Source organism: Exiguobacterium sp. TDN 0502, assembly GCF_050846835.1.
In the GTDB taxonomy this organism is placed as follows: Bacteria; Bacillota; Bacilli; order Exiguobacteriales; family Exiguobacteriaceae; genus Exiguobacterium_A.
Window position 1 is genome coordinate 12,961 of the sequence record NZ_JBOZGJ010000010.1, and the last position, 26,966, is coordinate 39,926.

Consider the following 26,966-nt stretch of genomic DNA (forward strand, 5'->3'; position numbering starts at 1 on the left):
TTCTCTTTTCAACGTAGCGCCCTGCCCGCTACTCCGAGAGCGTAACTTCCGACCTTTAAGCCGTACAGGTTGCGACTGCTGCCTTCCCTTTCATCTACCGATCTGACAGGGTTATTGTTGCTTATCCTGACGAAGTGTTTCGATCGGATGTTCGAGTGCAGAAGGATCTTCCTTGGCGCGTTGCGTCAACTTGTAGATTCCTTTGCGTTTCATCCGGCGGAAAATGACACGTTCCATCAGGCGATTGAATTTCGTGACGACACCATCTGTCTTGACGACGGGTTGAACATGGATGACTTCGATTCCAACGGAGTTTGCACCGAGTACATCTGTGAAAAGTTGGTCTCCTAAAAAGACGACTTCCTTCGCATGATATCCAAATTCCGTCAATGCCCGTTTAAACCCGATAGGTAGCGGTTTTCGAGCAGGCGCAATATAGTGCAAGCCGAGTGGATCCGCGAACTTCTTGACGCGATCTCCATTATTGTTCGATACGATGATGACGTCGAAACCATATTGATTATTCACCATATCCAGCCAAGCAACCAATTCGTCTGGAGCATCTGCGATATTCCATGCGACGAGCGTATTATCAAGATCGGTCAAAATCGCTTTGACACCGTTTCGTTTAAGCATTTCCAGATCGATATCGTAGATCGAAGCCACGAAATGTTTCGGATAAAGTCGTTTGAACAAGAATAAAACCTCCAGATAATGGTCTAGCTCTATAGTTAAGTTTAAGAAACAGTTATGCTCTTATCGTTCGATTATAGCACAACCACGTAGCAAGAGCGACGCACAAAAGAAAACGGAAGGCGAACCTCCCGTTTTCTTAATAATACCGAATCCAGAGATAGAGTTGGGATAGGATCAACGTCACGATTGTGATCGGTGCTCCATAAATCAAAAAACGCATATAGGTGAACTTCTCACCTTGTCGCGTCGCAAGACCCGCAACGATGACATTCGCCGATGCACCAATCAAAGTTCCGTTTCCGCCAAGACATGCTCCGAGGGCAAGCGACCACCAAAGGACGTCTACCTTGGCATCTGCCGGCGTGAGTCCGATGCCAGCAGCCATATCGTTGATGAGTGGGATCATCGTAGCAACGAACGGGATGTTGTCGATCGTCGCACTCGCAATACCGGATAACCAAAGCACAGCCGTCGCTGTCGTTTGGATGTCGCCGCCAGTCCATTCAATCGCCTTTTCAGCAAGGTAACGAATGATACCTGCCTCCTGTATCCCACCGACGAGGATGAACAGTCCTGCGAAGAAGAAGATCGTCGTCCACTCGATCCGAGCAAAGACTCCTTCGAGTTGATGGTCATTTTCGATCGTCAGCAACATCAAAACCGTCGCCCCAAGAATTGCAATCGCTGGCGCCTCCAGGTGGAGTCCGATTCGCTCAAGCGCCGGATGCAAAATAAAGAGCGCAATCGTACTGATCAGAACGATGCTACTACGGGTGACCAGTTTCCGGCTGACGATGTAACTCTTCTCATCGATCTCCATCAATTTCTGCCGATCTTCCGCTTCGACATGCAATTGTTTACGGAAAATAAAATAAAGAATCCCGATCGTCACCAGTGTAATGACAAGAATGATCGGTGCAAGGTTCACTAAAAAGGCATTGAACGTCAGGTGCGGATTCGCAGCACCGATCATAATGTTCGGTGGATCCCCGATCAAGGTTGCCGTCCCTCCGATGTTCGCAAACAACACTTCTGCGAGTAAGAAGGGAAACGGCGCGATCTTAAGAACTTTCGTAATCGAAAACGTGATCGGGACGATCAACAAGACGGTCGTGACGTTATCTAAGAACGCGGATCCGAGTGCCGTCAATACCGATAACAAAATCAGTACTTTCACCGGATCTCCCTTCGTCGTCTTCGCTGCCCGGATGGCGATGTATTCGAACAGACCGGATTGATTGGCAATCGTGACGAGAATCATCATTCCAATCAATAAGACGATCGTTCCCCACTCGACATACTCGAACAAAGCCGTTTCTAAATCGACGATACCGATGATGATCATCGCGAGTGCACCAAGAATCGCGACGATTGCCCGACTAACTTTTTCACTAATGATGAAGCCATAGGTCACTAAAAAAATGATGAGGGCAATATATGTCTGGACCTGTGCGCTTCCGATTTCCGCTAATGCCAAAGCAGGCATGTTTCATTCCTCCTAAACGTAAGGAGACGCCCAATCGGGCGTCTCAATCTTAAGAATGCCATTGTCCAAGTCGTTGTCCCATCAAGACTGGTCCAATGACTTGCGAATCCAATTCCAATGCACCTTTCGGACAAATCAACACAACGGTTGAACCGAACGAAAAATACCCGAACTCATCACCCCGTCGGACGTCTCGTGATTCATTCGTCCGAACGATCGAATTGACGTTGAGTGCACCAACCATCACATGTTCAAGCGCATGTTTTCCTTGGACGATGCGTGTCACACGACGATAGTTTCGTGTCAATGGGCGCATCGCATGCGTTAAGCCAAGTTCATTGACCGGTGCCGAGTCCCGACCAAGTGTATAGCTCGTCCGGATCGTCCCATCCATCGGCACATGAACACGGTGGTAATTTTGCGGACTTAAGTAAAAAATCATCACGCGTCCGCCGACATACTGTTGTGCTTCGTGGTGGGAACCAAGTAACTCCGACACCGTGTACGACTGCCCTTTGACAGTAAAACGGCTATCAGCAGTCAAATCGTCAACGACGGATAACACACCATCACACGGGCTGACGAACGCTCCTTCTGTTGAATCAATCGGTCGCATTTCCGGTTTGACATGACGAACGAAGACGTCATGCAACGTCGAATACTCCTCAAGATTCCGAGTCGCTTCTGTCATATTCAAATCATATGCCCGAACGAATGGACGGATGAATGGACGACTGACACGACTCATCGCAAAACGTTTCAGTTGTTTAGCGATGAGCGGATGTCCATTTAATTCGAATATACGAGAGTAGAACCATCTTTTAATCATTGAGATCACCGGAAGACTCTTCTTTTGAATCCTTTACTTCTTTGCCGGCAAAGAACTCTTTATAGCTCTCTTCAGTCTGCTCTCCTGCTACCCGTCCGACTTCCTTACCGTCCTTGAAGTGAACGACAGTCGGTGTACCTTCGATACCAAACGTATCCCAAGCCGACTGTTCGACAGCAAGGTCGATCTGTTCGAATGGGATGTCTTGTTTTTCACCGAGCGGAACAAGATATGGTTTTACTTTCTCACAGTGAACACAACCCGTTTGATAGAAATACGTATAGAATTCATCGCCGGATTTTACTTTATCCGCGACTTGTGTAGCCGTTAGATTGCCGTTCTTCGATGCGGAATCTTCCCGGTCCGTAAAGACAAGAAGTACGCCACCGATCAATACGATCAAAGCGATGACTCCCGCCGTAATCCAGTTTGCTTTTGATTGCGGCTTTTTCGTATTTTTTTGCTTCGACTTCTTTGACACGTCTATCCCTCCGTCATTCTGGTATTAGCCATTTTTTCTGAACCATTATAGCATGCCCATCCGCAAGAATCGTATCGATTTGCAAAGCGTCATCAATCAGTAACAGATCAGCTCGTTCTCCGACCGCTATTCGCCCGCCCGGTATACCATATGCATCTGCGACATGTCGCGTGATCGTCGCAATCACGTGATCAAAATCAACACCATGTGTCACCGCATCACGTACGGCTTGCATCAGAGAAGAAGGCTTTCCTGTGTCGATCCGAACTAGACGACCTGCCTCATCAAACGCCGGCAGACTGGCACCAGCGTCGCTCGACATCGTGATCCGTTCGAGTGGAATCCCTGCTGCCAAAGCACGGGCGACAGCCTGTCCGGCTGGAATCTCGCCTTCTGCAATGAAGCTTTCTGTCGTACACGTCGTGAAATCAATCCGTCCACCTCGTTTTGCCCAAGCCAGTCCTGCTTCAAAGATCCGTTCACTTCGATTGATATGTGTCGGGAGGAATTGTTGAATCGGTATATCGGTCGTATCGATGACCTCATGTAATAGATCGAGTCCTTGCTTCCCGTCTCCGATGTGGACGTTCATCGTCCCCGCCACTCCTTTGACCATGCCGGCAATCCGTGCCTCTGATGCAAGGCGAGCCAATTCATGCGCTGTCGGTTGTGTCGAGCGATGATCGTTGATCGCGATTTCACCGACTCCGATGACTTCATTGATGAGGACGATATCGTGTCCTGTTGACTGCGTCAGAAAAACAGGAGGTACTGCGTAACTTCCACTTAACAGAAACGGTCGAATGCCGGATGCGGCATATCCGCGTATGTGTGCGAGTAGATCAATTCCCGTCCGCGTCCAACCGTCCGTTCCAAGCAAACCGACGACGGTCGTTACACCACCTTCGAAGATATCCCGTACCGTCAGAGGAGACGTTCTCGTTGCAAATCCCCCTTCGCCCCCTCCACCGATCGGGTGCAAATGACCATCGATGAATCCCGGTACCAATCGTTTATTCCGCCCGTCAATTCGCTGTGTGATGAGCGAGCGATCCATCGTATAGGAACCGATCCCGATGATCTGATTTCCTGCAATGTAAACATCTTGCAGCGTCTCATGCCACATGACCTGTTCGATGACGATCATTCATCATTCCTCCTTCATGCAAAAAGCGAGCCTATCGTCCACATGACGATATCTCGCTTTTTCTTATTCTGCCTTTGTCCCTTGACCAAGACCTAAATCTTCATTGACGGCATCGAGTGCGAAGATGACGAGTGAAGTGACGACAGACATCGCTGACGCGAATCCGAAGTTATACGATACGGCATCAACTGCCGATACGATGAACACGGCCGTGTTTACGAGTAAGAACGACCAAAAGAATGTAACGAGAAAACGCATGATTTCCCCTCCGTTTCCATAACGTACTATAGTGTTGTCCTACGATTTGTAGTATACCATTTTTTATTCCAAGCAACAGCCTTTCTCCGTTTTTTTCAAACGCTTTCTTTTCCTCGAAAAACTTCATCAATTCATACAGGTGACGATCACTTCGTATGCTACAGTAGAACTAACGAAAAGAAAGCGGAGGATTTCATCATGACCCGTCACTTAATCGCCGTCGATCTCGATGGTACCCTTTTAAACGATGATAAAACGATCAGTACTGCAAACGTCGAGGCACTTCAGCGTGCCAGAAAAAATGGACACGAAATCGTCATCGCAACAGGACGACCGTTTCGTCACGCCCGAAAATACTATGAACAGCTCGGTTTGACGACACCTATCGTTAATTTCAACGGCGGGCTCGTCCATCACCCGCGTGATGCACACTTTGAAGTCCAGCACCATCCGATTCCACTCCAGACAGTACAGCATATTTTAGAATCCGTCGCTGAGACGAAGACACAGAATATCGTTTGTGAAGTCACGGATCATGTCTATTTCCAAAACGATCCGGTCGGCATCTATAAATTTTATACCGATCATGCCTTATCGGTGACGACGGGTGATCTGCGAAAGCTATTACTTCACGAACCGACTTCACTATTGATTCATGCCAAAGGCGAACACGTCGAAGATATTCGATCCGAATTATCCGCTGTTCATGCCGAGACCGTTTTGAATCGCCAGTGGGTAAAACCGGAGTTCATGGTCGAAGTGATGCGAAAAGGTACGAGTAAAGCAGTCGGTCTTGCTCATATTGCTCGCCATCTCGGGATTGAAGCTCAGCAGATCGTTGCGTTCGGGGATGAAGAAAACGATTTAGAGATGATTGAGTACGCCGGACATGGTGTTGCTATGGGGAATGCGATTCCTGCTCTCAAGCATCTCGCGAACGGTACGACGAAACGCAATGAGGATGACGGGATTGCTTACTATTTGAGACATGTCTTAGGACTTGCTTAAAGATACACGAAAAAGCACTTGCCTGCCTCTGCTGCAGCGCAAGTGCTTTTCTGATTCCTTACCCTTTACGGAAATAACCTACGACAGAATCGGTCGCGACGACGTTGATGAACACCGTCTCATCCGCATCTCGGCATATCCGTTCAATATCCCGCAACTCATGCCGCTCGATGACCATCATCAACGTCGCTTTTTCAGCACGTGAATACGTTCCAATTGAAGGAATCTGCGTAATCCCCCGAATGATATGCTGATGCAGAGCGGTCGTGATATCATCGGCATGGTTCGTGACGATGAATATCGTCAAGCGCTGGTTGCTCGTATGAATCTCATCGACGACTTTCGATGTCACGTAGATGAATACGATCGTATACAGTGCGGTCGACCAACCGAACAACGCACCTGCCAGTAAAGCAATCAAGAAATTGAGGACGAACAGGTATAGTCCGACACTCCGGTCCGAAAAACGGGCAAAGATCAACGCGACGATATCAAATCCACCCGTCGAAGCCCCGAATTTGATCGTAATCCCCGTTCCGATTGCAAGCAAGACCCCTCCGAATACCGCATTAAGCGTCTGATCACCGGGAATAACAGCGTATTGAGGAATGAGACCGATGAAAATCGTCGTCGCTAAAACCGAAATCAATGTCACGAGCGTAAAACTCCGACCTAACATGATCCACGCCAGTACGATCAATGGTAAGTTCAGTGCCAAGAACCAGACGTTTTCGCCAAAGGCAAACGCCGTATTTTGGAGGACCTGCGTTAAGATTTGCGCAAGCCCTGTAAATCCCGTCGAATAGACACCGCTTGGGATCAAAAACCAATTCATAGCGACGGCGATGACGAATCCCCCGATCGACGCCACAATCACTTTTAACATACTTTCCTTCACTACTGCTGTCACACGCCGTTCTCCTCTCATTCGTAACTATCTTGAAACACTTTAGCACATTCAAATGTCGTCGGATAGTCAAGATTTTCAAAGATTGATGTTCTTTTTCATGATGGCGTTTTCATTTGTGACAAAGGTGTCTGATTCTTAAATCGTGAAAACAAAAAACCGACGCGTCCGTCGGTTTTTTGTTGATTCCTCTTATACTGTCATGGATGCAGGAACAGTGACTTGTCCACTTGCCGGAACTTCCACGCTTGTTCCATGGATGTCTAACGTAAATGCTTCACCTGCCGTCTGAGTGATTTCAACAGCATTCGGTTGGACATGGACATGAATGTGATGACCACGCCACTGCATCCGGAAGGCGTAACTCGTCCAGCCTTTCGGTAACATCGGTTTAAAGGACAACGTATCATTTGTCACCCGTAAGCCGGCGAAACCATGAACGATCGACATCCATGATCCGACCATCGAAGTGATGTGTAATCCATCTTCTGTGTCGTTATTGTAGTTATCGAGATCAAGTCGAGCCGAACGTTGATAGAGTTCGACCGCTTTCTCTTCATAACCGACTTCTGCCGCGATGATGGAGTAGATACATGGTGATAATGACGATTCATGTACCGTCCGCGGTTCATAAAAATCGAAGTTCGCTTTTTTCTCTTCTAAACTGAAGCGATCCGTCAAGAAGTAAAGTCCTTGCAAGACATCCGCCTGTTTGATGAAGACAGAACGAAGGATTCGGTCCCAAGACCAATTCTGGTTCAGCGGGAGATGTTTCGGATCGAGTTCATCGACCAAGATGTGTTCTTTGTCCATGAAGCCGTCCTGTTGCATGAAGATACCAGGTGCCGCCTCGTCCTTCGGGTAATACATCTTCGCATCGATATCCGCCCACTTCGCTAGCTCTTCATCCGTTAGAGCTAACTGATGCATGAGCTCCTGCAACCGTTCCGGCTCCTCCTGTTCTAGGTGACGGTGGACAGTCTGCGTATATTCGAGACACCACGCCGCAATCAGGTTCGTATACCAGTTGTTATTGACATTGTTCTCATATTCATTCGGACCCGTCACTCCGAGAATCATGTAGACATCCTTGTGCGCTACATAATTGACACGACTCGCCCAATAACGAGCGATTTCAACTAGCACTTCAAATCCATATTGTCCGAGGTATGAGGTGTCTCCCGTATAATTCGTATAGTTGTAGATCGCGTGCGCAATTGCGCCGTTCCGGTGAATCTCCTCATGCGTGATTTCCCACTCGTTGTGACATTCTTCCCCGTTCATCGTCACCATCGGATAAAGCGCACCCTTCATACCGACATTCTTATCGGCATTTTCTTTTGCCTGCGGCAATTGATTATGTCGATACTTCAATAAATTCCAAGCGACTTCCGGTTTTGAGGTAGCGAGATAGAAGTTCAAGCAGTATGCCTCTGTATCCCAATATGTCGCACCGCCATATTTCTCACCCGTGAAGCCTTTGGGTCCAATATTCAAACGGGAGTCTTCTCCCGTATACGTTTGGAACATATGGAAGATGTTGAAACGAATCCCTTGTTGTGCCTCGACATCTCCTTCGATCTTGACATCTGCCTCTTCCCAGTGTTTGAGCCAAGCCGCTTCGTGCGCCGCAAGTAAGGCTTCAAATCCAGCATCGAATGCCTGGTGAACCCGTTTCATCGCCTGTTCAAGCAATGCTTCAATGTCATAATCGCGATTCGTGACGAGCGCAACGAATTTTTCAACGGTTACCGTTTCACCGATAGCTGCCTGTTTCGTGAAACGATTTGCTACATATTGTGTGCTTTCATCAATGACTTCACACTGCGCAGCTTCTACATCCGTGATCATCGCCGCTGTTACGTGCCAGTCGAGTTTTTTCGTTTTTGACGTCAGGTAACCGAAGCGTTCTTCGATGCCATGTTCGACCGGAAGCCAGAACTTCTCATCATAGTTCGAGTCTTCATTCTCGACATCCGCATCGAGATACGACTCGATGACGATTTCGGCTTCAAAGTTGACCGGTGTCACCGAATATTGAAGTGCTGCGATTTCTTTATCCACGATCGAGAAGAAACGTTTCGACTCGATTTTTGTCTCTTCTACACCGTTTTTCAACAACATCGTCCGTGTCAATACACCATGCTGCATATCGAGCTCCCGTTTGAAATCTACGACTTCCCACGTATTCAAATCAACTGGTTTTCCATTGACTGATACTTTTAGCCCCATGATGTTAACAGCGTTGAGTACTTTCGCGAAGTATTCCGGGTATCCATTCTTCCACCAACCAACGCGTGTTTTGTCAGGATAATAGACTCCGGCAACGTACATACCTTGATGTGTATCCCCTGTATATTCTTCTTCGAACGTACCACGCATCCCCATATGACCGTTTCCGATCGATGTCATCGATTCTGCTAACCGGTTCTCTTCCGGATGAAAGCCAAGTTCTGTGATTTTCCATTCGTTGACCTCAAAAAGTCGTTTCATCGTCAAGTCGCTCCTTTTATGCTACGCATGTCGGTCCTACCGACCATGTAAGCGTTTCATCTATACTGTACAATCTTTATTTTACACAATAAAAGACGCAATGCAATCGTTTGCACGAAAATAAATTTCTTTTTCTGCAACCGCTTCCTATTACTGGGTGATTGCGTTTCAAGATACAAAAAAAAGACTGTTTTTCAGCCATTTGGACTAAAAACAGTCTTTTTATTCACGCTTCTGATTTCCCACCGCACGATTGCCGGACGACCAGATAGTGTGGAACGATAACACGCTTTCCATACGGTGTCGCCTCTTCATTGATTTGTTCAATCAGACAATTCGTCGCTTCGAAACCGAGTCCGAAGATATTGATTTCAACAGAAGTCAATGGCGGGCTTGAAAATTCGGCGATGAACAAGTTATTGAAACTGACGACAGCCATTTGATCCGGTACACTGATTCCCATTTCATTGAGCGTACTCATGACGCCAAGTGCCATCATGTCGTCACTTACGACGACCGCTGTCGGAGGATGTTCAAGCAACATCAGTCGCTTAACCGCCTCTGCCCCTCCTGTCGTCATGAACGGAGCACTGACGATGTATGACTCATGAATCGGTATTCCCTCTTCCATGAGGGCCGTCTTATAGCCACCGACACGTTCTTGAGTCACAGCTAAATCCTGTGCTCCTCCGACGAACGCAATGCATTCATGACCCAGTTGGTGCAAATACTTCGTCACTTCGCGACCTGCTAGGTAGTTATCCGTATCAACATACGTGACGTGCGATGAATCACTGAACGGTTTTCCGACGACGACGAACGGAAACTTCGAATCTTGCAGAAATTGGACGACTTTATCATCCGTACGTGAATAGAGAACGACGACACCATCGACACGACGACCCTGAACCATCGAGACGACCCCTTCATAGACTTCTTCTTCCGAGACACCTGTCGTCATATAGAGCGAATAACCATTTTGATGCGCTTTCGTACTGATGCCACGGATGACTTCCGAAAAGAATGGATTCTGAAGTGTTTTTGTAGCGGCACTCGGCATGACGAGACCGATCGCTTGTGTCGTCCGGTTCGCCAGACTCCGTGCGTGAACATTTGGATAATATCCTAATTCGTCCATGGCCTGTCGGACACGTTCTTTTGTTTTTTGGCTGATACGCGAACTGTTCGCAATGACACGTGATACCGTTGACGGTGCAACGTTCGCTTCCCGCGCGACATCCTTGATTGTTACCTGCATCCCCTTCACCTCACTGTTTCCCTTACTTGAGTAGTTTATTTTGCTTGACGTTGCATGCGTTTTCGGTGCACGAGAAGAAGGATCAGTACCAAAATCGGAGCGATTGCGCCGATCGCGATGATTGACCACCAATTGACCTGTGATTTCTCGATGACATAACCGTTTGCACTGCTTGCATCGAGTGTGATCTCATACGCATCACCATCTTGACGAACTAAGTCCGAGAACAAAAGACCTCTTAAGCGCTGGTCATCCCCGATTTCCTTTGACGCGACTCGTAGACTCGTCTTTTTCTCTCCAAGATTGATGGCGTAGACGACTTGTTGCTGTTTCGTCTCACGTATGTAGACAGCCATGTGATCAGTCTTCGCGACTAAGCGTTGCTTCCCTGTTGCAAACGCCGGATAGTCGTGACGCATCTCATTCAATGTCTTGACGTACTGTTGCATCTTCTTGTTTTGATCAAACGTCATCATCATTCGATTTCCCGGATCCTCGCCACCCGGCATTGCTACTTCTGTTCCTTGATAGACAATCGGCATACCAGGTGCGGCGTAAAGAGCAAACAGTGCTAAACGAAGTTGCCGTTCTTCCTCCGCTGCTCCCCCGATCTTCGCTTCTGTGATGAAACGTTTCACATCATGATTGTCAATGAAAGTCGCAAGTCCTTTCGCATTTGGATTAAACGTAGTATCTCGATTATAAACCGAATCGAGTTCTTCCGCCGAACCATTTTTCCGGGCAAACTGCTCTTTGATTCCATAGTAGAACGGGAAGTTCGTCACGGAATCAAAACCTAATTTCGAATACGACGCGATTTTCCGAGGATCTCCATCAAAGACTTCTGCCAGCAAAAATAAATCCGGATGTTTTTCCTTGACTGCCGGAATGAACGTTTTCCAAAAGGCGGCAGGCACGTGCCGCACCGTATCGAGCCGGTAACCGTCTATCCCCGTCTCATCGACCCAGTAATTTGCGACATCGATTAAGTAATCCACGACTTCCGGGTTTTCCGTGTTGAAGTCTGGTAAATCAAACAACCAATTATTTTCGACCTCTGACGGATTATTCCAGTTCATGATTGGCTGATTTTTATGGAACCACTCCGGTTTTTCCTTGACCATCGGATGATTCGGTCCTAAATGATTGACGACAAGGTCGAGTACGACTTTGATATCCCGGTCATGCGCTTCTTGAACGAGTCGCTTAAACTCTTCCTTTGTTCCAAAGTGCGGATCAATCTCGTAATAATCGTCCGTCCAGTATCCATGATAGCCGTTCGGACGGTTCTTGAAGATCGGTGTTAACCAAATCGAAGTGAATCCTTTTTCCTTAATGTAATCAAGACGTTTCGTCACTCCGGCAAGATCCCCGCCCTGATAGGCTTTTGGATCTTCAGGATTTGCCTCTCCATCATTACTTGGATCGCCGTTCTCAAACCGGTCGACCATAATGAAATACATCCGTTCCTTTTCCCAACTTGCTGCTTCGCCTGCCATCGGTTGTAGCCCGATAGACAAGAGAAGCGGCAAGAGGAGAAGCATTATGCCTCGTCTCATGCCGCTGATTTCCCCCTTATGATTATCCTTTCGTTCCACCTGCTGTCAAACCAGACACGAAGAAGCGCTGGAAAGCGAAGAAGAGAAGAACGATCGGAACTGCTGATAATACGGCACCTGCCGCGAATAACGTAAAGTTATTGTCGAACTGCTCCGACACCATGTTATACAACCCGACCGCAAGCGTCTGTTTCTCAGGGGAACGCAGAACAAGTGATGCCAAGATGAAGTCATTGAACGGTGCCATGAAGTTGAACAACGCGATGACGGCGACCATCGGTTTCGCGAGTGGTAAGATGATTTGCCAGAAGATTCGTAAGTGACCGGCACCATCCATCCGCGCCGCTTCATCGAGTTCTTTTGGAATCGTGTCGAAATATCCTTTAGCAAGATACGTATTCATGGGAATCGCACCGCCCGAATAGAGTAGGATGAGCGCCAGATGCGTATCAAACAATTCTAGCATATTAAGCAAGACATAAATCGCGATGATGGCAACGAATTGCGGAACCATCTGTAAGACGAGGAACAGGATCAGTGAGTTTTTCCGACCGACGAAGCGGTAACGTGAAAAAATGTATCCTGTCAACGTAATCAAAGCGACAGAGACGACCATCGTGATGACAGCGATTTTAATCGTGTTCAAGTACCACATGCCGTAATCCGTTTTTGCTGGATCAAATAGATCAAAGTAATGCATCAATGTCGGATTGCTCGGGAAGATGTCCGATGTAATGCTTTTCCCAGGGTTGAGTGAAGTACCCACGACCCAGAGAAGCGGATAGACGATAATGATGGAGGCGATCGTCAAAATGAGATATGACAACGCCATGTTAATTCGGTTTTGTTTTCTCATATTAGATCATATCCTCATCTTTGAATGATTTTGAACGCTTGAACTGAATGACGGCAATCGTCATGATGAAGAACGACAACACAAGCGTGATGGCTGCCGCGAATCCATACTGCGGATTCGAGCCGAGTGACAATTTGTAAATCCATGAAATCAAGATATCCGTTCCACCAGCGGATTGTCCCGGCACTGCCGGTCCACCGTTGTTGAAGAGATAAATGATATTGAAGTTATTGAAGTTGAATGTATACTGCGTAATTAAGATCGGTGCCGTTGCAAACAGAATCATTGGCAGCGTGATCAGGCGGAATTTTTCACCTGAAGTTGCCCCATCGATTGTCGCAGCTTCGTATAAATCCTCAGGAATCGACTGTAAAATCCCTGTCGTCAGCGTCATGATGTAAGGGAATCCTAACCACCACTGGATTCCGATTAAAGCGAGTCTCGTATACGTCGGATCCGTCATCCAATCGATCCCGTTATCAAGACCAATTGCAGGAAGAAGCGTCGTATTGAAGACACCGAATGTTTCATTGAACATCGAGCGGAAAATCAAAATCGTGATGAAAGCTGGTACTGCCCATGAAAGAATCAAGATGGAACGGAAGAATCGCTTCCCTTTTAAGCCTTTTTGGTTTAGCAAGACCGCAAGTCCAATTCCGATTGCGATGACCCCCGTCGTTGAAGCGACGGTCCAGACAAGCGTCCAACCGAGAACACTGACAAAGGTGTCACGGAAAATGTCGACTGTGAAAATGTTCAGGAAGTTTTGAATCCCGATCCAGTCGACCAGCTTCGCTGGTGGAGAATTATTGAACTTGTAGTTCGTAAACGCAATCAAGAAAGTAAAGATCAACGGTAAGACGACCGTAAATACTAAAAGCACCAATGAAGGAATCAACATCGCGTACGGGAACCCGTTATCACGGAAGTTCCGTAGTTGCATTTTTAAAGATGGCACTTCAAGATTCATGTCGCGTAACTTACCGATTCGATACGCATCGATAAAGTTCCAGACGTAAATGGCGATACCAAAGACAAGTAAAATCAAGGCAATGATGCCCTCGACCATCAGAAAGATCGAGTGATCCCCCCTTACGCCTGGTACCTCACCGAGTGTAATCAAGCCCCAGATCGCTCCGCGATCGCCAGGACCATTTCCGGCTCCTTTGAAGAACAGTTCAAAGTTAACAAGGAAATATGAAAGTACGACGACAAAAAATGTCGCGCCTTTAAGGAATTGTTTATTGTATAGTTGTCCTACTCCTGGAATGATTGACATCAGCGCCGCAATCATGCGGTGGTTCGTCTTTTTTTCAGGCGTTGGATTCGTCGGGTGTGGTGTTGCAATCGCAGCCATCGTCCGTTCTCCTTTCCAAAGGTCATGTCTGACCTCAGGCTTCTCTTCCAACCATAAAGATGAGGGGGAATCCAAGATCCCCCTCTCTTTATCTCTTTGTCATGGATTCATGCGTTCCACTTACGCTTATTGATTGTTTGCTTCGATTTGTTGTTTGATTTGTTTGACAGCGTCATCAGCTGATTTTTGTGCGTCTTGTTTGTTCGTTGCAACAAGCTGGAGTGCTGCTGCCATCGGCTCCCAAACTTGACCCATCTCAGCGATGTTCGGCATTGGAACACCGTTTTTCGCTTGTGCGAAGACAGCTGCTGCAACTTCGTTATCCTTGATTGCTGCATCTTCTTGAAGAGAAGTGACCGGTGGGATCTCGTTGTATTTTTCGAACATCGTCTTCGCGTTCTCTTCACCTGTGAGGGATGCCAAGAATTTCTCAGCCCACTCTGCATTTTCCGAGTATGCAGAAATCGCGTACGTTTTTACACCAACGAATGTTTTGATCGGCTCACCATTTGGAAGCTTCGGAAGCTCTGAAGCGCCGAGGTTGATTCCTTTTTCTTTGTATCCTGCGACCGCCCAAGGACCGTTCATGACGGCTACAGCCTTTTTATCGCCAAAGAGTTGGTCCATGGCTTGACCACCGCCACCACCGATGAGACCTTTCGGGAAGAGACCTTCTTTGTACCATTTGCCGATGTAATCCATTCCTTCGACGGCACCTTTATTGTTCAAGCCGATATCAGATGGATCCAATTTGCCGCCGTTGTCTTTGAAGACATAACCACCGTATCCACCGATTGGACCGTGAGCGAAGTAGAAGTTATCCCAAAGAGCGAGGAACCCGTACTGACCGTCTTTTTTCTTTTCAGTAGACAGTTTATACAAGTCATCCATTGAAGCCGGTGCTTCTTTTAATTCATCTTTATTGAAGAGGAGGATTGGAGTTTCAACTGCTTTTGGATATCCGTAGACTTTACCATCAAATGTAACAGCTGACTTCGCTGTATCGATGAACGGCTCAAGTGCTTTTTCACCATCTTTGAGTTCAGCGATCAATCCTTGGTCAACGACTGTACCGATTTGATCGTGCGGAAGAAGCATGATGTCCGGTCCTTTACCTGCTGGTCCGTCAAGTGCTACTTTCTTTTGCTGATCTGTCATTTTGACTTCTTTGACTTCAACTTTAACGCCTTCTTTTTCTTCGAACGCTTTAGCTGCCGCTTTCGTTGTTTCAGCTTTGTCCGTATCTTCCCAGATGACGATTTTGCTTGGTTTTTTGCTGCCTGATTCTGAAGATGATGATTCAGAGTCTGATCCACCGCCACATGCTGCAAGAGCGCCCATTGCCATGACAGATACAGAAAGTCCTGCTACGAATTTTTTCATTTCCATGATTGAAATTTCCTCCCCAAGTTAACTTATGAATGATAAGTTTTAATGCACAACGTTTGCATAAAGGCACAACCATTTTCCCATGATAACAACCGAGTGGTTGTAAGCGTTTTATGAAAACGTTTGCATCACCTTTACATTTTTATTATACAATCTAAATTCCTTTTGACAAGTCCTTTTATTCAATTATTTTCTTACATTTCAAAAACTTATTATTCCTATTTTCATTATTCGAATCAAATGCTATGCGGAATCTACCATCAAAAAGAAAACGTTTTCATTTTATTCTTTTGCACAACTTAATGCAAACGATTGCATCTAAGTCTCGACTTTTATCAGGAATCCTCGTTTTCATGGGATTCGGATTGACTTTAAGAAAGCGCTTCACTATTCTTAGGTCGAAGACATATTCAATACGATGCAAGCGATTGCGTTAAGGAGTGACTGCCATGTTCAAAGAAGCTGTGTTTCACCGTGCGATGTCTCCATTCGTCTATAAATACGATGAGAAGACTATCCATATTCGTCTACAAACGAAAAAAAATGACGTTGATCGCGTCGATCTGATTTGGGGTGATCCGTATGATTGGCATACGGAAAACCCTGATGCGGCGGACTGGAACTTTGATCCTTCGAAGTCAAACTACTGGAATACGTTCGAAACACCGATGAAACGAAGTGGATCAGACGAGTTATATGACTACTGGTTCATTGATGTCGTTCCTCCATTCCGCCGTCTCCGGTATGGATTTCGCCTCCATGACGGCGTGACCAGTCAAGTATTCACAGAACGCGGGTGGTTTGACGAAAAACCGCTCGATGACACAGGATACTATTTCTGTGTTCCTTTCCTCAATGCAGTCGATGTATTCACTGCACCGGATTGGGTCAAAGATACGGTCTGGTATCAGATTTTCCCAGATCGTTTTGCGAACGGTGACACGACGAATGATCCCGCCGGTACCCTTCCTTGGAACAGTACTGCGCCCACGACGACGAATCTCTTTGGCGGTGACTTCCAGGGTGTCATCGACCATATCGATTACCTCGTCGAACTTGGCATTACCGGTATCTATTTCTGTCCGATTTTCGCAGCGAAATCGAATCATAAATACGATACGATCGACTACTTAGAAATCGATCCCCAATTCGGAACGAAAGAAAAATTCAAGGAAATGGTCGATTTGTTGCATGCAAACGGCATACGTATCATGTTAGATGCCGTCTTCAACCACGCCGGCTTCCATCACAAGGCATTCGCGGATATCCGCGAACACGGTAGTCATTCCATCTATAAAGATTGGTTCCACCTTCGGGAATTCCCGCTCGTAACAGAACCATTGCCGAACTATGATACGTTCGCCTTTGTACCTGAGATGCCGAAATTCAATACGGAAAATGAAGAAGTCAAATCCTATCTCTTACATGTCGCCCGCTACTGGGTTGAAGAATTCGGTATTGATGGCTGGCGCCTAGATGTCGCAAATGAAGTGGATCATGCCTTTTGGCGTGATTTCCGCCAAGTCGTCAAGGAAGTGAATCCCGAAGCCTACATCTTAGGAGAAATTTGGCATGATTCTCAGGAATGGTTGCTTGGTGATCAATTTGACGCTGTCATGAATTATCCATTTACGAATGCTGCCTTGAACTTCTTTGCGTTAGATAAGACAAAAGCATCGTCGTACGCTAATGACATGTCGCATGTCTTGTTCTCGAACACGATGAATGTCAACGAGGTGACCTTTAACCTGATTGGTTCTCATGATACGCCGCGGGCTTTAACCCGCGCGGGCAATAACAAAAATAAGCTTCGTCTCTTATTGCTATCGATGTTGACCTTCTCAGGTAGCCCTGTCATCTATTATGGTGATGAAATCGGATTGGATGGCGACCAGGATCCAGGATGTCGAAAATGTATGCCTTGGAACCCAGAGGAGCAAGATCAGGAGTTGTTCGCTTATACGCGCCACTTACTACTGCTTCGCAAACAACATAAAACGCTTGCGAACGCCGGTCATATTTCCTTTGTTCATGCCAATGATGAGACGAATACGATCATCATGCGTCGCATGAGTGCAGAAGGGTTGTATTACATCTACTTCAACAACTCGGATGTTTCCGTTTCCTTGACAGCACCCCAGGCAGGACGTGGGCTGGATTTACTCACACACACCCATCAGCAAACACTGGACGTCTCGCTACCCGCTTACTCAGGAACCATCGTTCAAGTTTTATAACATCCATTTTTGACATCTCACCGCCCGTCCTCCGGTCTTCTCTATGAGAAGCTAGAGGACGGGCTTTTTTGAGGACTGATGAAACGAAGGAAATTCGGGTAAAGGATACAGAAAGGAGCACGCTCTTGATGGAAATATTCTTTTATGCCGGTCTTGTCCTCATCGGCTTGTTCAGTATCAGCTATCTTAGCGAACGTTTTCATATCCCAAGTATTTTAGCCTTTATTTTGATTGGCATTTTACTTGGTCTTTATTATGATCCACCGAAAGAACTGAAGCTCGGTGGTGAAGCAGGTATCATCGTGCTGTTCTTCTTACTTGGTCTGAAATTTTCAATTCCCGACTTACTGATCCAGCTTCGCTCGATTTGGAAAGCAGGTATCATCGATATCCTGCTTTCGTTCGGCGGCACGATTATTCTGACGCTTTCGTTTGGTTTTTCATTTGCGGAGTCTTTTCTAATCGGCTGTGTTTTATATGCCACCAGTTCATCCATCTCTGCCCGGTTACTTGACCGTGAACCGGATAAACACCAAGACGTTAATCGTTTTGTCTTGTCTCTTCTAGTCTTTGAAGATTTGGTGGCCCCTCTTTTGTTAACGACGGCGCCTTTTGTATTAGGAACATCCTCCTTTTCATTGTCGAAGGTCGGAATCATCTTTTTAGGCTTCGCCGTCTTTTTCGTGGCTCTGATCGCTATGACACTTTTCATCCGGCGACGGAAACGGTTAGTTGATTCCTTATATCGTCACCCTGACGCCGGAATCGGGATCGTCGGTCTCATTTTGACGTTTTCCGGCATCGGAATTTTGTTTGGCTTATCTGAAGTCCTCGGGGCATTCGTCATCGGCATCCTGTTGACGGAACTCGACGAGAATCGCTACCTCAGACGATTGGTCACTCCTTTTCAAGACTTGTTGTTGCCATTGTTCTTCATTACATTCGGAATGTCATTCGAATTGACGGATGGCTTACCGATCGATCTGTTTTTTGTTGCACTAGTTGTTTGGGGTGTCCTCTCCAAGTTTCTCGTCGGTTATCTCGGAGGAAAATCATTCGGACTCTCGAATTACCATGCCATCGAATCAGGATTTTGTCTTGGACCACGCGGTGAATTCTCCATTCTCTTCATTACGCTTGCCAGCGGTGCTTTTGTGACATTGACCGGGATCTATATTTTCGTATCTGCCTTCTTAGGGATCCTACTATTTCGAATTTCAACAGCCTTGACAGATCGGACACATGCAACAGCTAAAAAAATCAAGCAGAAACTCAAATGAGAAAGACGTCGGACACATTACGTGCTCGACGTCTTTCTTCTATATAGAGTTGACTTAACGACCGACGAATACTGGACGTTTCTTTTCAATGAAAGATTCGACAGCATGACGATGATCTTCGGTTTTTCCGGCACGCGACTGATAGATGATTTCCTGAGCGAGCATCTCTTCTAAGTTATTTTCATAACTAGCCGCTTGAAGTTGTTTAATATAACCAATCACCTTCGTCGGACGATTAGCAAGACCTTGAGCGAATGCCTTAACCTCCGCTTCGAAATGATCCGCTTCAAGACGACGGGTCGCTAAATTCAACGAAACGGCTTCCTCTGCTGAAATCGTATCTCCAAGTAGCGCAAGCTCCGTCGCTTTCGCTGCTCCGATCAAACGGGGCAGGAAGTACGGGGCGCCGGCATCCGGTACAAGACCGATGTTAATGAAGCCAAGCGATAATGTTGCTTCTGCGTGCACGAGTCGAAAATCGCAAGCAAGTGTCAACGATAAACCGGCACCTGCAGCGACGCCATTGATGGCTGCCACCGTCGGTTTTTTCGATTTGGCTAACGCACGAACGACAGGATGGTAATACTGATGTAGATATTCGCCATGATCGAGTTCAGGCGAGACGGTTTTTAAATCTTGTCCTGCACAAAATCCTCTACCTTCCCCCGTCAAGACGATGACACGTACGGCATCATCTTGATTGGCTTCTTCTAGTGCTGCTGCCAATTCCTCCAACAGCGTCGAGGTCAATGCATTCAATTGCTTCGGTCGAGCAAGCGTTAATGTCGCAACTTGGTCATTAACGACATACATCATTTCTTGTTTCATCGAATTCCCCTACCTTTTAAAAATGAATGATTGTTCATTATGATGTATTCGTGATATTTTATGAAAATCCTTTTAAATCTCTATTTTTTCGATGAAAGACAAAAAACCCTCTTTCATTATGAAAATCGAAGGCGTATAGTTTCAAAAAGATAAAGAAACACTATTCGTTTTTAAGAAACAAAGGGGATTTATTTTATGAAAACAGTCAAGCAACCAAGTTTATTCCACATTACGTGGCCACTCTTCATCGAAATCGCGTTGCATATGAGTCTCGGAATCATCGCGACTTTGATTTTAAGTTATTACTCGGATAGCGCTGCTGCGGCAGTCGGTGTGTCCAACCAAATTTTGAACATTTTCATTATCTTATTCAACATCACTTCAGTCGGGGCAACCATCATCATCGGTCAGTACCTCGGTGCTAAAAAAACACAGAATGCCCGCCAAACGGCTCGCTCCGCTTTTGCGATCAATCTGTATACTGGTCTCATCGTTTCTCTGACCGTCGTGTTGTTCGGAAAACAACTTCTTGGATTGTTCTCATTAGAAGGAGAGACGCTCATCTATGGCGAAACGTTCATTAAGATCGTCGGACTTTTCTTGTTCCTAGAAGCACTCTCACTCACATTAGGTGCAATTCTTCGGAGTCACGGTTTTACGAAAAATGCTATGTATGTCACGTTGCTCATGAATTTCGTCAGTGCTTTTGGTAACGTCATTGCTGTTCTAGGACTTTTTGGTATTCCGGTCCTCGGTGTCGCAGGTGTTGCTTGGTCAATCGTCGTTGCTCGGACAATTGCTGTACTCGTCCTCTTTTTCGTCGTCTACCGCAAATTGTCACTGCGTTTTACAGTAAAGGATTTGATTCATTTTAACCGTGATGATGTCAAACGAATCATGAATATCGGCATTCCATCTGCCGGTGAAGGAATCTCATATCAATTTTCCCAACTGATCATTACTGGATTCATTGCAACAATCGGTGAAGCAGCTCTTTCAGCACGTGTTTACGTCTCTAATATCACGATGTTGTGTTTCCTTTTCACACTCGCAATTGCACAAGGAACCCAATTGCTAGTCGCTCGTCAAGTCGGAGCTCAACAGTTTGAACAAGCGTATGGTCGTGCTGTGAAAACGTTGAAAATCGCTGTTTTTGCTAGCTTCATTTCTGCTGTTGCGTTAGCTTCGTTCGGATCATCGATTCTATCACTGTTCACATCAAGTCCTGAAATCATCGCGATCGGAATTCCATTGCTCTGGGCAAGTGTCATTCTTGAGCCAGGTCGCGCGATGAACATCGTTCTTATGGGAACACTCAAATCAGCGGGAGATGTCCGCTTCCCTGTCGCCATTGGTATTCTATCAATGTGGGGCATCGCAGTCGTCTTGAGTTATACACTCGGACTCGGATTTGGTCTTGGTCTTCTCGGCATCTGGATTGCCTTCTCTGCCGATGAATGGTTCCGTGGTATTTTTGCGATGAAACGCTGGCATGGACGGAAATGGGTTCAATATTCACTCACAAAAGGAGAACCACATGAGCAAAACGAACGTCGAGAGACTTCTGAAGCAGTCTAATATTTCATTTGAAGCTCTCACTTATCCTGTCGATTTGGATGATTTATCAGCTGAAGCCGTCGCTAGAAAGATTAATTACCCCCTTTCGACCATTTTTAAAACCCTTGTTTTGAAAATAGCCGAAAATAAATACGCCTTCGTCGTCGTTTCGGGGGAAGAGGAACTTTCTTTGAAGGCAGCTGCTAAGGTTCTGCACTCTAAAAAAGTCGCTCTCGTACCCATGAAGGATTTAGAAGGATTGACCGGCTATATCAGAGGCGGGGTTTCCGCTATCGGTGCGAAAAAAAACTTTCCGGTCCTCGTCTCGGACCGCGTCTTGACGGAGACGTTCATCATCGTATCCGCAGGGAAACGGGGGCATCAAGTTCGATTGAATCCACAAGATTTTTTATCTTTCACACAAGGGATTCTCTTTACGAACGGCTGAATTCTATCGCTTAACTATGATATGATGAGAAGTATCGATGAAGTGGCAGGAGGAATCATTTTGTGGAAAGATCGTGTTCGTAATGCAATACCCAACCTATTTACGTTCGGAAATCTTTATTGTGGTTTTCTAGCTATCGTCATGGCAGCAAAGGGTGATTTTCAAAACGCGACTTTGCTGATTGCCATCGCGATGATGCTAGATAGCCTTGACGGACGTCTGGCCCGTATGCTCGGCGTCGCCGGTGATTTCGGGAAGGAACTGGATTCCTTGGCAGATGTCGTGACCTTTGGTGTCGCCCCTGCTATGATGGCCTATTATACGTATTTCTTTGAATTCGGTGAAGTTGGTTTGTTAATTTCTGCTCTCTTCCCGCTATTCGGTGCGTTCCGTCTTGCACGCTTCAATTTGACGGCAACGAATGTCGCTTCCGCTTACTTTTCTGGTGTTCCGATTACAGCAGCTGGTGGAATCCTCGCTGTCGTCACCTTATTCAGCGGACGTATGAATGATTTGATGGTCCCGCTCGTCTTCACCGGGCTTGCTTTTTTGATGGTCAGTCGCGTCAAAATCCCAAGTTTCAAAGACATTCCCGTTCCGCGCCATACGTTCGTCATCACCTTTACGTTACTGTACGTCACGTATGTCATGATTGCCCGCAGCAATGAATGGTCAACCTTCTGGTTCGTCGCCATTCCATTGTATATCGCATTTTTACTTTTCTCTTTCATCAAAAGGAAAAAGCAAAAGCAACATTCAAATGGGTGATTGTCTGAAGTGGTTTGATTTCTCTCCCGAGAAGTCGAACCACTTTTTTTCGTAAGACCGCTTCTTCCTCGCTCGTTTTCAAGATATATGGGTATACTTATGGCAAGTACCATTAATGAAACGGAGGAATGCTATACATGGAACGTTTTCAAAAATGGCTATGGCTGTTCTTTTCGGTCTGGTTCGTCATCGGTTTGATTTTAGTCGGTTTTTCCTTACTCCCGCCTTGGTTAGAATGGGCAAATGCCGTCTTTTTATTCGCTTCCGGTTTATATGCGGGCCTTTATTTTTGGCATGTTTTACCGAAAGGTCGCTTTATCATCCCGTTCATCTTTTTCGGTTCGATCCTCATCGAGTCCATCGGCGTACATACCGGTTGGCCATTCGGTACGTATCGTTATGAGTCTGATTTTGGCGTGCAATTGCTTGGTGTTCCGATTACGATTGGCGCTGCCTGGCTGTCCGTCATGGGTGCTAGTCTTGCCTTCTCCCGGCTTTTCCCGTTTCGCTATAATACGGTCATTCTCGTTCCGCTTTTTGCTGTCTGGCTTGATTTAGCCATCGATCCTGTGGCGGCGAACGTAAAGTCGTATTGGCTTTGGCAAGACGGTGGTTTCTATTATGATATTCCAACACAAAACTTTTTCGGATGGTACGGAACAGCACTCGTCTTCTCACTTCTGATTGCACGATATCAAGGTCGGGCTACGAATGTAGTGCTCGAGCAGAACAATCAATATCTTTTTTTGATGTTGCATACCCTGTTTGGTGTAACAGCAGGCGTCGCCGGTCTCTACGGCGTTACACTGATCAGTTTGAGTGCACTCATCGTCTATTTCATCATGAAACGAGGGGTTGTCGTTGAAAGAAGCACACAAAAACAGATTAGCTGAATCCATCTTTCATTCGTATGTGGATCATGCCTTGATCCGTCGTCATTTTCACCGCGTTCTCTACCGAGCGGACGATCTTCCGTTACCTGGTCTGATGCTTGCGACACACGGATCCTGGTGGGATGGGATGATTCTCTTCCACTTGGATCAGACCTGCTTTCGGCATGATCCATATGTCATGATCGATCATGAGGGGCTCGCCCGCTTTCCATTTTTTTCGCGTTTAGGAGCCTTTTCGATCGATCGTTCATCTTTTTCTGATATCAAAAAAAGCCTTCAGTATGCAAAAGAACAACTGCTGTCCGGAAGCAGCGTCTGGATGTTTCCCCAAGGGGAGGAGCGACACCAAGAAGAACGGCCACTTCACCTAGCGAGTGGAGCAGCGCATTTGACACGCCATGCTGAAAGCGTATTCCTTGTTGCCTTTTATTATTCCTATGGTCATGAACAACAGCCGGACGTCTATGTTCGGACGCGTCGCTTCGAGCCGCGTGCCGGTGAACGAACAGGTGCTCAAGCTGAACGTCTGACGGCTGAATTGACTGCTCTATACGATGACGTACGAGCAGACGCTATTGCTGAACGAATTCATCATTACCGTTGTATCACGACACGAAGGGAACCACTACCTGCCCGGACGGAACGCTGGTTACGGGCACTTCGTCCATGAATTGGTTTTTGTTCTTTTTCGCTTTAGCTGTTTGCCTGTATACATGGATCAACCTTGCCTTCTTACCGAAGTTATCCGCTCCTGTTCACCCGAGCAGTCTCGCCATTTGTATCCCGCTTCGAAATGAGGAGAGAAATGTTCAGAAGCTACTCGATTCACTTGAAGCTGCTTTGACACCAGGTATGCACGTTTATTTGTATGAAGACCGTTCGACAGACCGGACACGTGAGTTGTTACTGGAACGAATCGGTCAAGACGAGCGATTCACGCTCATTGACGGTCTTGACTTGCCAACTAATTGGGCAGGAAAAGTACATGCTTGTCATCAACTCGCTCAACGAACGACAGAGGACTATCTCTTGTTTCTCGATGCAGATGTGACATTATCACCCGATGCGATTGGCAGACTGTACGCTACACTTCTTACAGAACGGGCTGTCTTCCTTTCCGGATTCCCATCGTTTCCTGTACCGACATTTCTCGGAAAATGTCTTATCCCGATGCAACACGTACTGATCGCCCAACATCTACCGATTCCCTTTCGGAAAGTAAAACATCCGGCGTTCGCAGCTGCTAACGGAATGGTCGTTCTTGTCGAGCGTTCCGCCTACGAACAAGTTGGCGGGCACGAAAAAATCCGTTCTGCACTCGTGGATGATTTAGAGCTGTGCCGGGCATTCAAACGTAACGGTTGGACGACTACACTCGTCCATGCCGCGCCAGTCGTCTCTTGTGATATGTATGCGACGAATCAAGAAGTCTGGCAAGGATTCTTGAAAAATGTCTTTCGTGGTATGAATGATTCGTATATCGTCGGCTTTTATTTTTTAACGTTTTATCTCATCCAAGCAAGTCTTCTTCCCTACCTGCTCGTACAGCCGTCCTGGCAAGTCGGTGCAGCATGGCTTTTGCTCCATCTTGCCCGGATCCGAATTGATCATGCCGCTCGGATTCCGAACGTTTGGTGGTTGCATCCGCTTGCTACTCTTCTATATGTCATCCTGCTCGCAAGTGCGATGATTCGAAGTTTCAGGAAACGGGAAATCACTTGGAAGGGCAGGACCTATTCATAAGGAGGAATCAGTATCATGAAACATATTGCTGTCATCGGAGCAGGTCTCGGTGGACTGAGCGCTGCGATTTCATTAGCTTCAAAAGGTTTCCGTGTCACGGTCATCGAGCGCAATACACATATCGGCGGTAAGATGATGCCGATCGTTACGGAAGGACATCGCTTCGACTTTGGTCCGAATACGATTACGATGCCCGAAATTTTTCAATCCGTCATTCTTGAATCCGGTGCGGATCCCGACGAATATTTTACATTCACGAAACTTGAGCGTCATACGGTCAATCACTTTTCTGACGGACGAACCTTAACGTTCTCGTCTGGACGCGAAGCGATGCGGACGGAAGTCGATCGGTTCACGAACGGTCAGTTGGCGAAGAACGATATTACAGGTTATCAAGAAGAAGTGGCGAAGTTGCATACGATCGCAAAACAACAATTCTTTACGAATATTGATTCATTCATCCGCCCTTCCCTTTGGCGAGACATGTTGAAAGTGCATCCTTTCCAAAACCTTCATGGGCTGCATAAGCACTACTTTAAGGATAAAGAGTTGATTCAGGCACTCGATCGTTATGCGACGTATATCGGAAGCAGCCCCTATGAGACACCGGCTACTTTCGGATTGATCGCGCACTTGGAGTTAAACGACGGCGTCTATTTCACGAATGGTGGCAACACGACGATCGCCGAAGGCTTCGCAAAACGTGCAAAAGAACTAGGTGTCGTCTTCCGACTTGGCGATGAGGTGACACAGATCGAAGTCGTCGACGGGCAGGCGACGGAAATCGAATTGAATCACTTGGAATATCTACCGGTTGACTTCGTCGTCATGAACGGTGATTTGTTGACACAATATCCACGCCTGATTTCAGAGACCGCACGACCTGATTTTAAAAATCCGACACCTGCTCAAGTCGAACCCTCGATTTCTGCCTACGTCCGATGTATTGGTCTCTCACGTCGGATTGAAGGTCTTGCCCATCATAACGTCTTCTTCTCTTCTGATTATGAAGCCGAGTTCAAGGCACTCTTTGATGAAAAACGTTACGCGGAGGAGCCGACCATCTATATTTCCAATTCTTCCGTCACAGCACCGGAAATGGGACAAGCGGGTGACAATTTATTCGTACTCGTCAATGCGCCGGCGACGGATACTGGACATGCGATTGATTTTAATACGTACGATCAACTGATCAACCAACGCCTGCGTGCGTTTGGCGTCGATATTTCATCGGATGTCGTTTATGAACAACGCATCACTCCGCAAGACATCGAGCAGACATTTTTTGCTTATCACGGTTCACTCTATGGACTGTCTTCAAACGGAATTCGGTCTTCTTTCCTTCGTCCAAGTAACCGTTCAAAGAATGTTCACAATTTGTTTTTTGCCGGTGGATCGACGCATCCTGGTGGTGGTAGTCCAATGGTGACGCTTTCAGGAAAACTAGCAAGTGAACGAATCGTCTCTGCCGTCGCGGCTACCCTGTGA

The 26,966-nt window shown here is 46.6% G+C and carries 24 protein-coding genes; 10 read left to right on the forward strand and 14 right to left on the reverse strand.

Features of this window, described 5'->3' with window-relative positions; all coding sequences use genetic code 11:
- Window positions 1–111: 111 nt before the first annotated feature.
- From ACRPK8_RS11180 to ACRPK8_RS11205, 6 genes are all read right to left on the reverse strand, one after another.
- Window positions 112–696 (reverse strand): YqeG family HAD IIIA-type phosphatase, encoded by a 585-nt coding sequence (locus tag ACRPK8_RS11180; protein WP_432238282.1) that lies wholly within the window; start codon window positions 694–696, stop codon window positions 112–114.
- Between the two features lie 136 nt (window positions 697–832).
- Window positions 833–2,182, reverse strand: coding sequence for an ArsB/NhaD family transporter (locus ACRPK8_RS11185; protein WP_432238283.1), 1,350 nt, complete (start codon window positions 2,180–2,182; stop codon window positions 833–835).
- Between the two features lie 49 nt (window positions 2,183–2,231).
- Entirely contained in the window at window positions 2,232–3,011 is a 780-nt protein-coding gene (locus ACRPK8_RS11190) for a phosphatidylserine decarboxylase (protein ID WP_432238284.1), read from the reverse strand.
- A complete protein-coding gene (locus ACRPK8_RS11195; RefSeq protein ID WP_432238285.1) occupies window positions 3,004–3,492 on the reverse strand; it encodes a thioredoxin family protein in 489 nt (162 codons plus the stop codon). The genes ACRPK8_RS11190 and ACRPK8_RS11195 overlap by 8 nt, the downstream gene beginning before the upstream one ends.
- A gap of 13 nt (window positions 3,493–3,505) precedes the next feature.
- A complete protein-coding gene (gene iadA / locus ACRPK8_RS11200) occupies window positions 3,506–4,639 on the reverse strand; it encodes a beta-aspartyl-peptidase (protein WP_432238286.1) in 1,134 nt (377 codons plus the stop codon).
- A 63-nt stretch (window positions 4,640–4,702) separates the two neighbouring features.
- Complete coding sequence (locus ACRPK8_RS11205; RefSeq protein ID WP_432238287.1) at window positions 4,703–4,897, reverse strand: YjzD family protein; 195 nt, start codon at window positions 4,895–4,897, stop codon at window positions 4,703–4,705.
- Between the two features lie 198 nt (window positions 4,898–5,095).
- Between ACRPK8_RS11205 and ACRPK8_RS11210 the strand changes: the two genes are divergently transcribed.
- Window positions 5,096–5,905, forward strand: a complete 810-nt coding sequence (locus ACRPK8_RS11210; RefSeq protein WP_432238288.1) for a Cof-type HAD-IIB family hydrolase — start codon at window positions 5,096–5,098, stop codon at window positions 5,903–5,905.
- A gap of 58 nt (window positions 5,906–5,963) precedes the next feature.
- On the opposite strand, the gene ACRPK8_RS11215 is transcribed toward ACRPK8_RS11210, so the two are convergent.
- The 7 genes from ACRPK8_RS11215 to ACRPK8_RS11245 form a co-directional block, all read right to left on the reverse strand.
- Window positions 5,964–6,815: a YitT family protein gene (locus tag ACRPK8_RS11215; RefSeq protein ID WP_432238289.1), complete on the reverse strand. Its 852-nt coding sequence runs from the start codon at window positions 6,813–6,815 to the stop codon at window positions 5,964–5,966.
- A 189-nt stretch (window positions 6,816–7,004) separates the two neighbouring features.
- Entirely contained in the window at window positions 7,005–9,305 is a 2,301-nt protein-coding gene (locus tag ACRPK8_RS11220) for a glycoside hydrolase family 65 protein (RefSeq protein ID WP_432238290.1), read from the reverse strand.
- Between the two features lie 226 nt (window positions 9,306–9,531).
- Window positions 9,532–10,563 carry a LacI family DNA-binding transcriptional regulator gene (locus ACRPK8_RS11225; RefSeq protein WP_432238291.1) on the reverse strand — a complete coding sequence of 344 codons (1,032 nt, stop codon included), beginning with the start codon at window positions 10,561–10,563 and terminating at the stop codon, window positions 9,532–9,534.
- A 35-nt stretch (window positions 10,564–10,598) separates the two neighbouring features.
- A complete protein-coding gene (locus ACRPK8_RS11230; protein WP_432238292.1) occupies window positions 10,599–12,122 on the reverse strand; it encodes an alpha-amylase family glycosyl hydrolase in 1,524 nt (507 codons plus the stop codon).
- Between the two features lie 22 nt (window positions 12,123–12,144).
- On the reverse strand, window positions 12,145–12,978 hold the full coding sequence (locus ACRPK8_RS11235; protein ID WP_432238293.1) for a sugar ABC transporter permease: 834 nt from the start codon (window positions 12,976–12,978) through the stop codon (window positions 12,145–12,147).
- A 1-nt stretch (window position 12,979) separates the two neighbouring features.
- Window positions 12,980–14,335: an ABC transporter permease subunit gene (locus ACRPK8_RS11240; protein WP_432238294.1), complete on the reverse strand. Its 1,356-nt coding sequence runs from the start codon at window positions 14,333–14,335 to the stop codon at window positions 12,980–12,982.
- Between the two features lie 126 nt (window positions 14,336–14,461).
- Window positions 14,462–15,718, reverse strand: coding sequence for an extracellular solute-binding protein (locus ACRPK8_RS11245; protein WP_432238372.1), 1,257 nt, complete (start codon window positions 15,716–15,718; stop codon window positions 14,462–14,464).
- Window positions 15,719–16,173: 455 nt separating this feature from the next.
- On the opposite strand from ACRPK8_RS11245, the gene ACRPK8_RS11250 reads away from it, so the two are divergent.
- Window positions 16,174–17,961, forward strand: a complete 1,788-nt coding sequence (locus ACRPK8_RS11250) for a glycoside hydrolase family 13 protein (protein ID WP_432238295.1) — start codon at window positions 16,174–16,176, stop codon at window positions 17,959–17,961.
- A gap of 128 nt (window positions 17,962–18,089) precedes the next feature.
- Window positions 18,090–19,241 carry a cation:proton antiporter gene (locus ACRPK8_RS11255; protein ID WP_432238296.1) on the forward strand — a complete coding sequence of 384 codons (1,152 nt, stop codon included), beginning with the start codon at window positions 18,090–18,092 and terminating at the stop codon, window positions 19,239–19,241.
- 54 nt (window positions 19,242–19,295) lie between these two features.
- On the opposite strand, the gene ACRPK8_RS11260 is transcribed toward ACRPK8_RS11255, so the two are convergent.
- Window positions 19,296–20,069, reverse strand: coding sequence for an enoyl-CoA hydratase/isomerase family protein (locus ACRPK8_RS11260; RefSeq protein ID WP_432238297.1), 774 nt, complete (start codon window positions 20,067–20,069; stop codon window positions 19,296–19,298).
- Between the two features lie 195 nt (window positions 20,070–20,264).
- Between ACRPK8_RS11260 and ACRPK8_RS11265 the strand changes: the two genes are divergently transcribed.
- The 7 genes from ACRPK8_RS11265 (at window position 20,265) to ACRPK8_RS11295 (ending at window position 26,966) form a co-directional block, all read left to right on the forward strand.
- On the forward strand, window positions 20,265–21,647 hold the full coding sequence (locus ACRPK8_RS11265) for an MATE family efflux transporter (RefSeq protein ID WP_432238298.1): 1,383 nt from the start codon (window positions 20,265–20,267) through the stop codon (window positions 21,645–21,647).
- The gene (locus tag ACRPK8_RS11270) at window positions 21,607–22,074 is read left to right on the forward strand and encodes an aminoacyl-tRNA deacylase (RefSeq protein WP_432238299.1); all 468 of its coding nucleotides are present in this window, start codon (window positions 21,607–21,609) and stop codon (window positions 22,072–22,074) included. The genes ACRPK8_RS11265 and ACRPK8_RS11270 overlap by 41 nt, the downstream gene beginning before the upstream one ends.
- Before the next feature lie 21 nt (window positions 22,075–22,095).
- On the forward strand, window positions 22,096–22,842 hold the full coding sequence (pssA, locus tag ACRPK8_RS11275; RefSeq protein ID WP_432238300.1) for a CDP-diacylglycerol--serine O-phosphatidyltransferase: 747 nt from the start codon (window positions 22,096–22,098) through the stop codon (window positions 22,840–22,842).
- A gap of 137 nt (window positions 22,843–22,979) precedes the next feature.
- On the forward strand, window positions 22,980–23,735 hold the full coding sequence (locus ACRPK8_RS11280) for a carotenoid biosynthesis protein (protein ID WP_432238301.1): 756 nt from the start codon (window positions 22,980–22,982) through the stop codon (window positions 23,733–23,735).
- Window positions 23,704–24,405 carry a lysophospholipid acyltransferase family protein gene (locus ACRPK8_RS11285; protein ID WP_432238302.1) on the forward strand — a complete coding sequence of 234 codons (702 nt, stop codon included), beginning with the start codon at window positions 23,704–23,706 and terminating at the stop codon, window positions 24,403–24,405. Before ACRPK8_RS11280 ends, ACRPK8_RS11285 begins: the two co-directional genes overlap by 32 nt.
- Window positions 24,402–25,478: a glycosyltransferase gene (locus ACRPK8_RS11290; protein ID WP_432238303.1), complete on the forward strand. Its 1,077-nt coding sequence runs from the start codon at window positions 24,402–24,404 to the stop codon at window positions 25,476–25,478. Before ACRPK8_RS11285 ends, ACRPK8_RS11290 begins: the two co-directional genes overlap by 4 nt.
- A gap of 15 nt (window positions 25,479–25,493) precedes the next feature.
- A complete protein-coding gene (locus tag ACRPK8_RS11295; RefSeq protein ID WP_432238304.1) occupies window positions 25,494–26,966 on the forward strand; it encodes a phytoene desaturase family protein in 1,473 nt (490 codons plus the stop codon).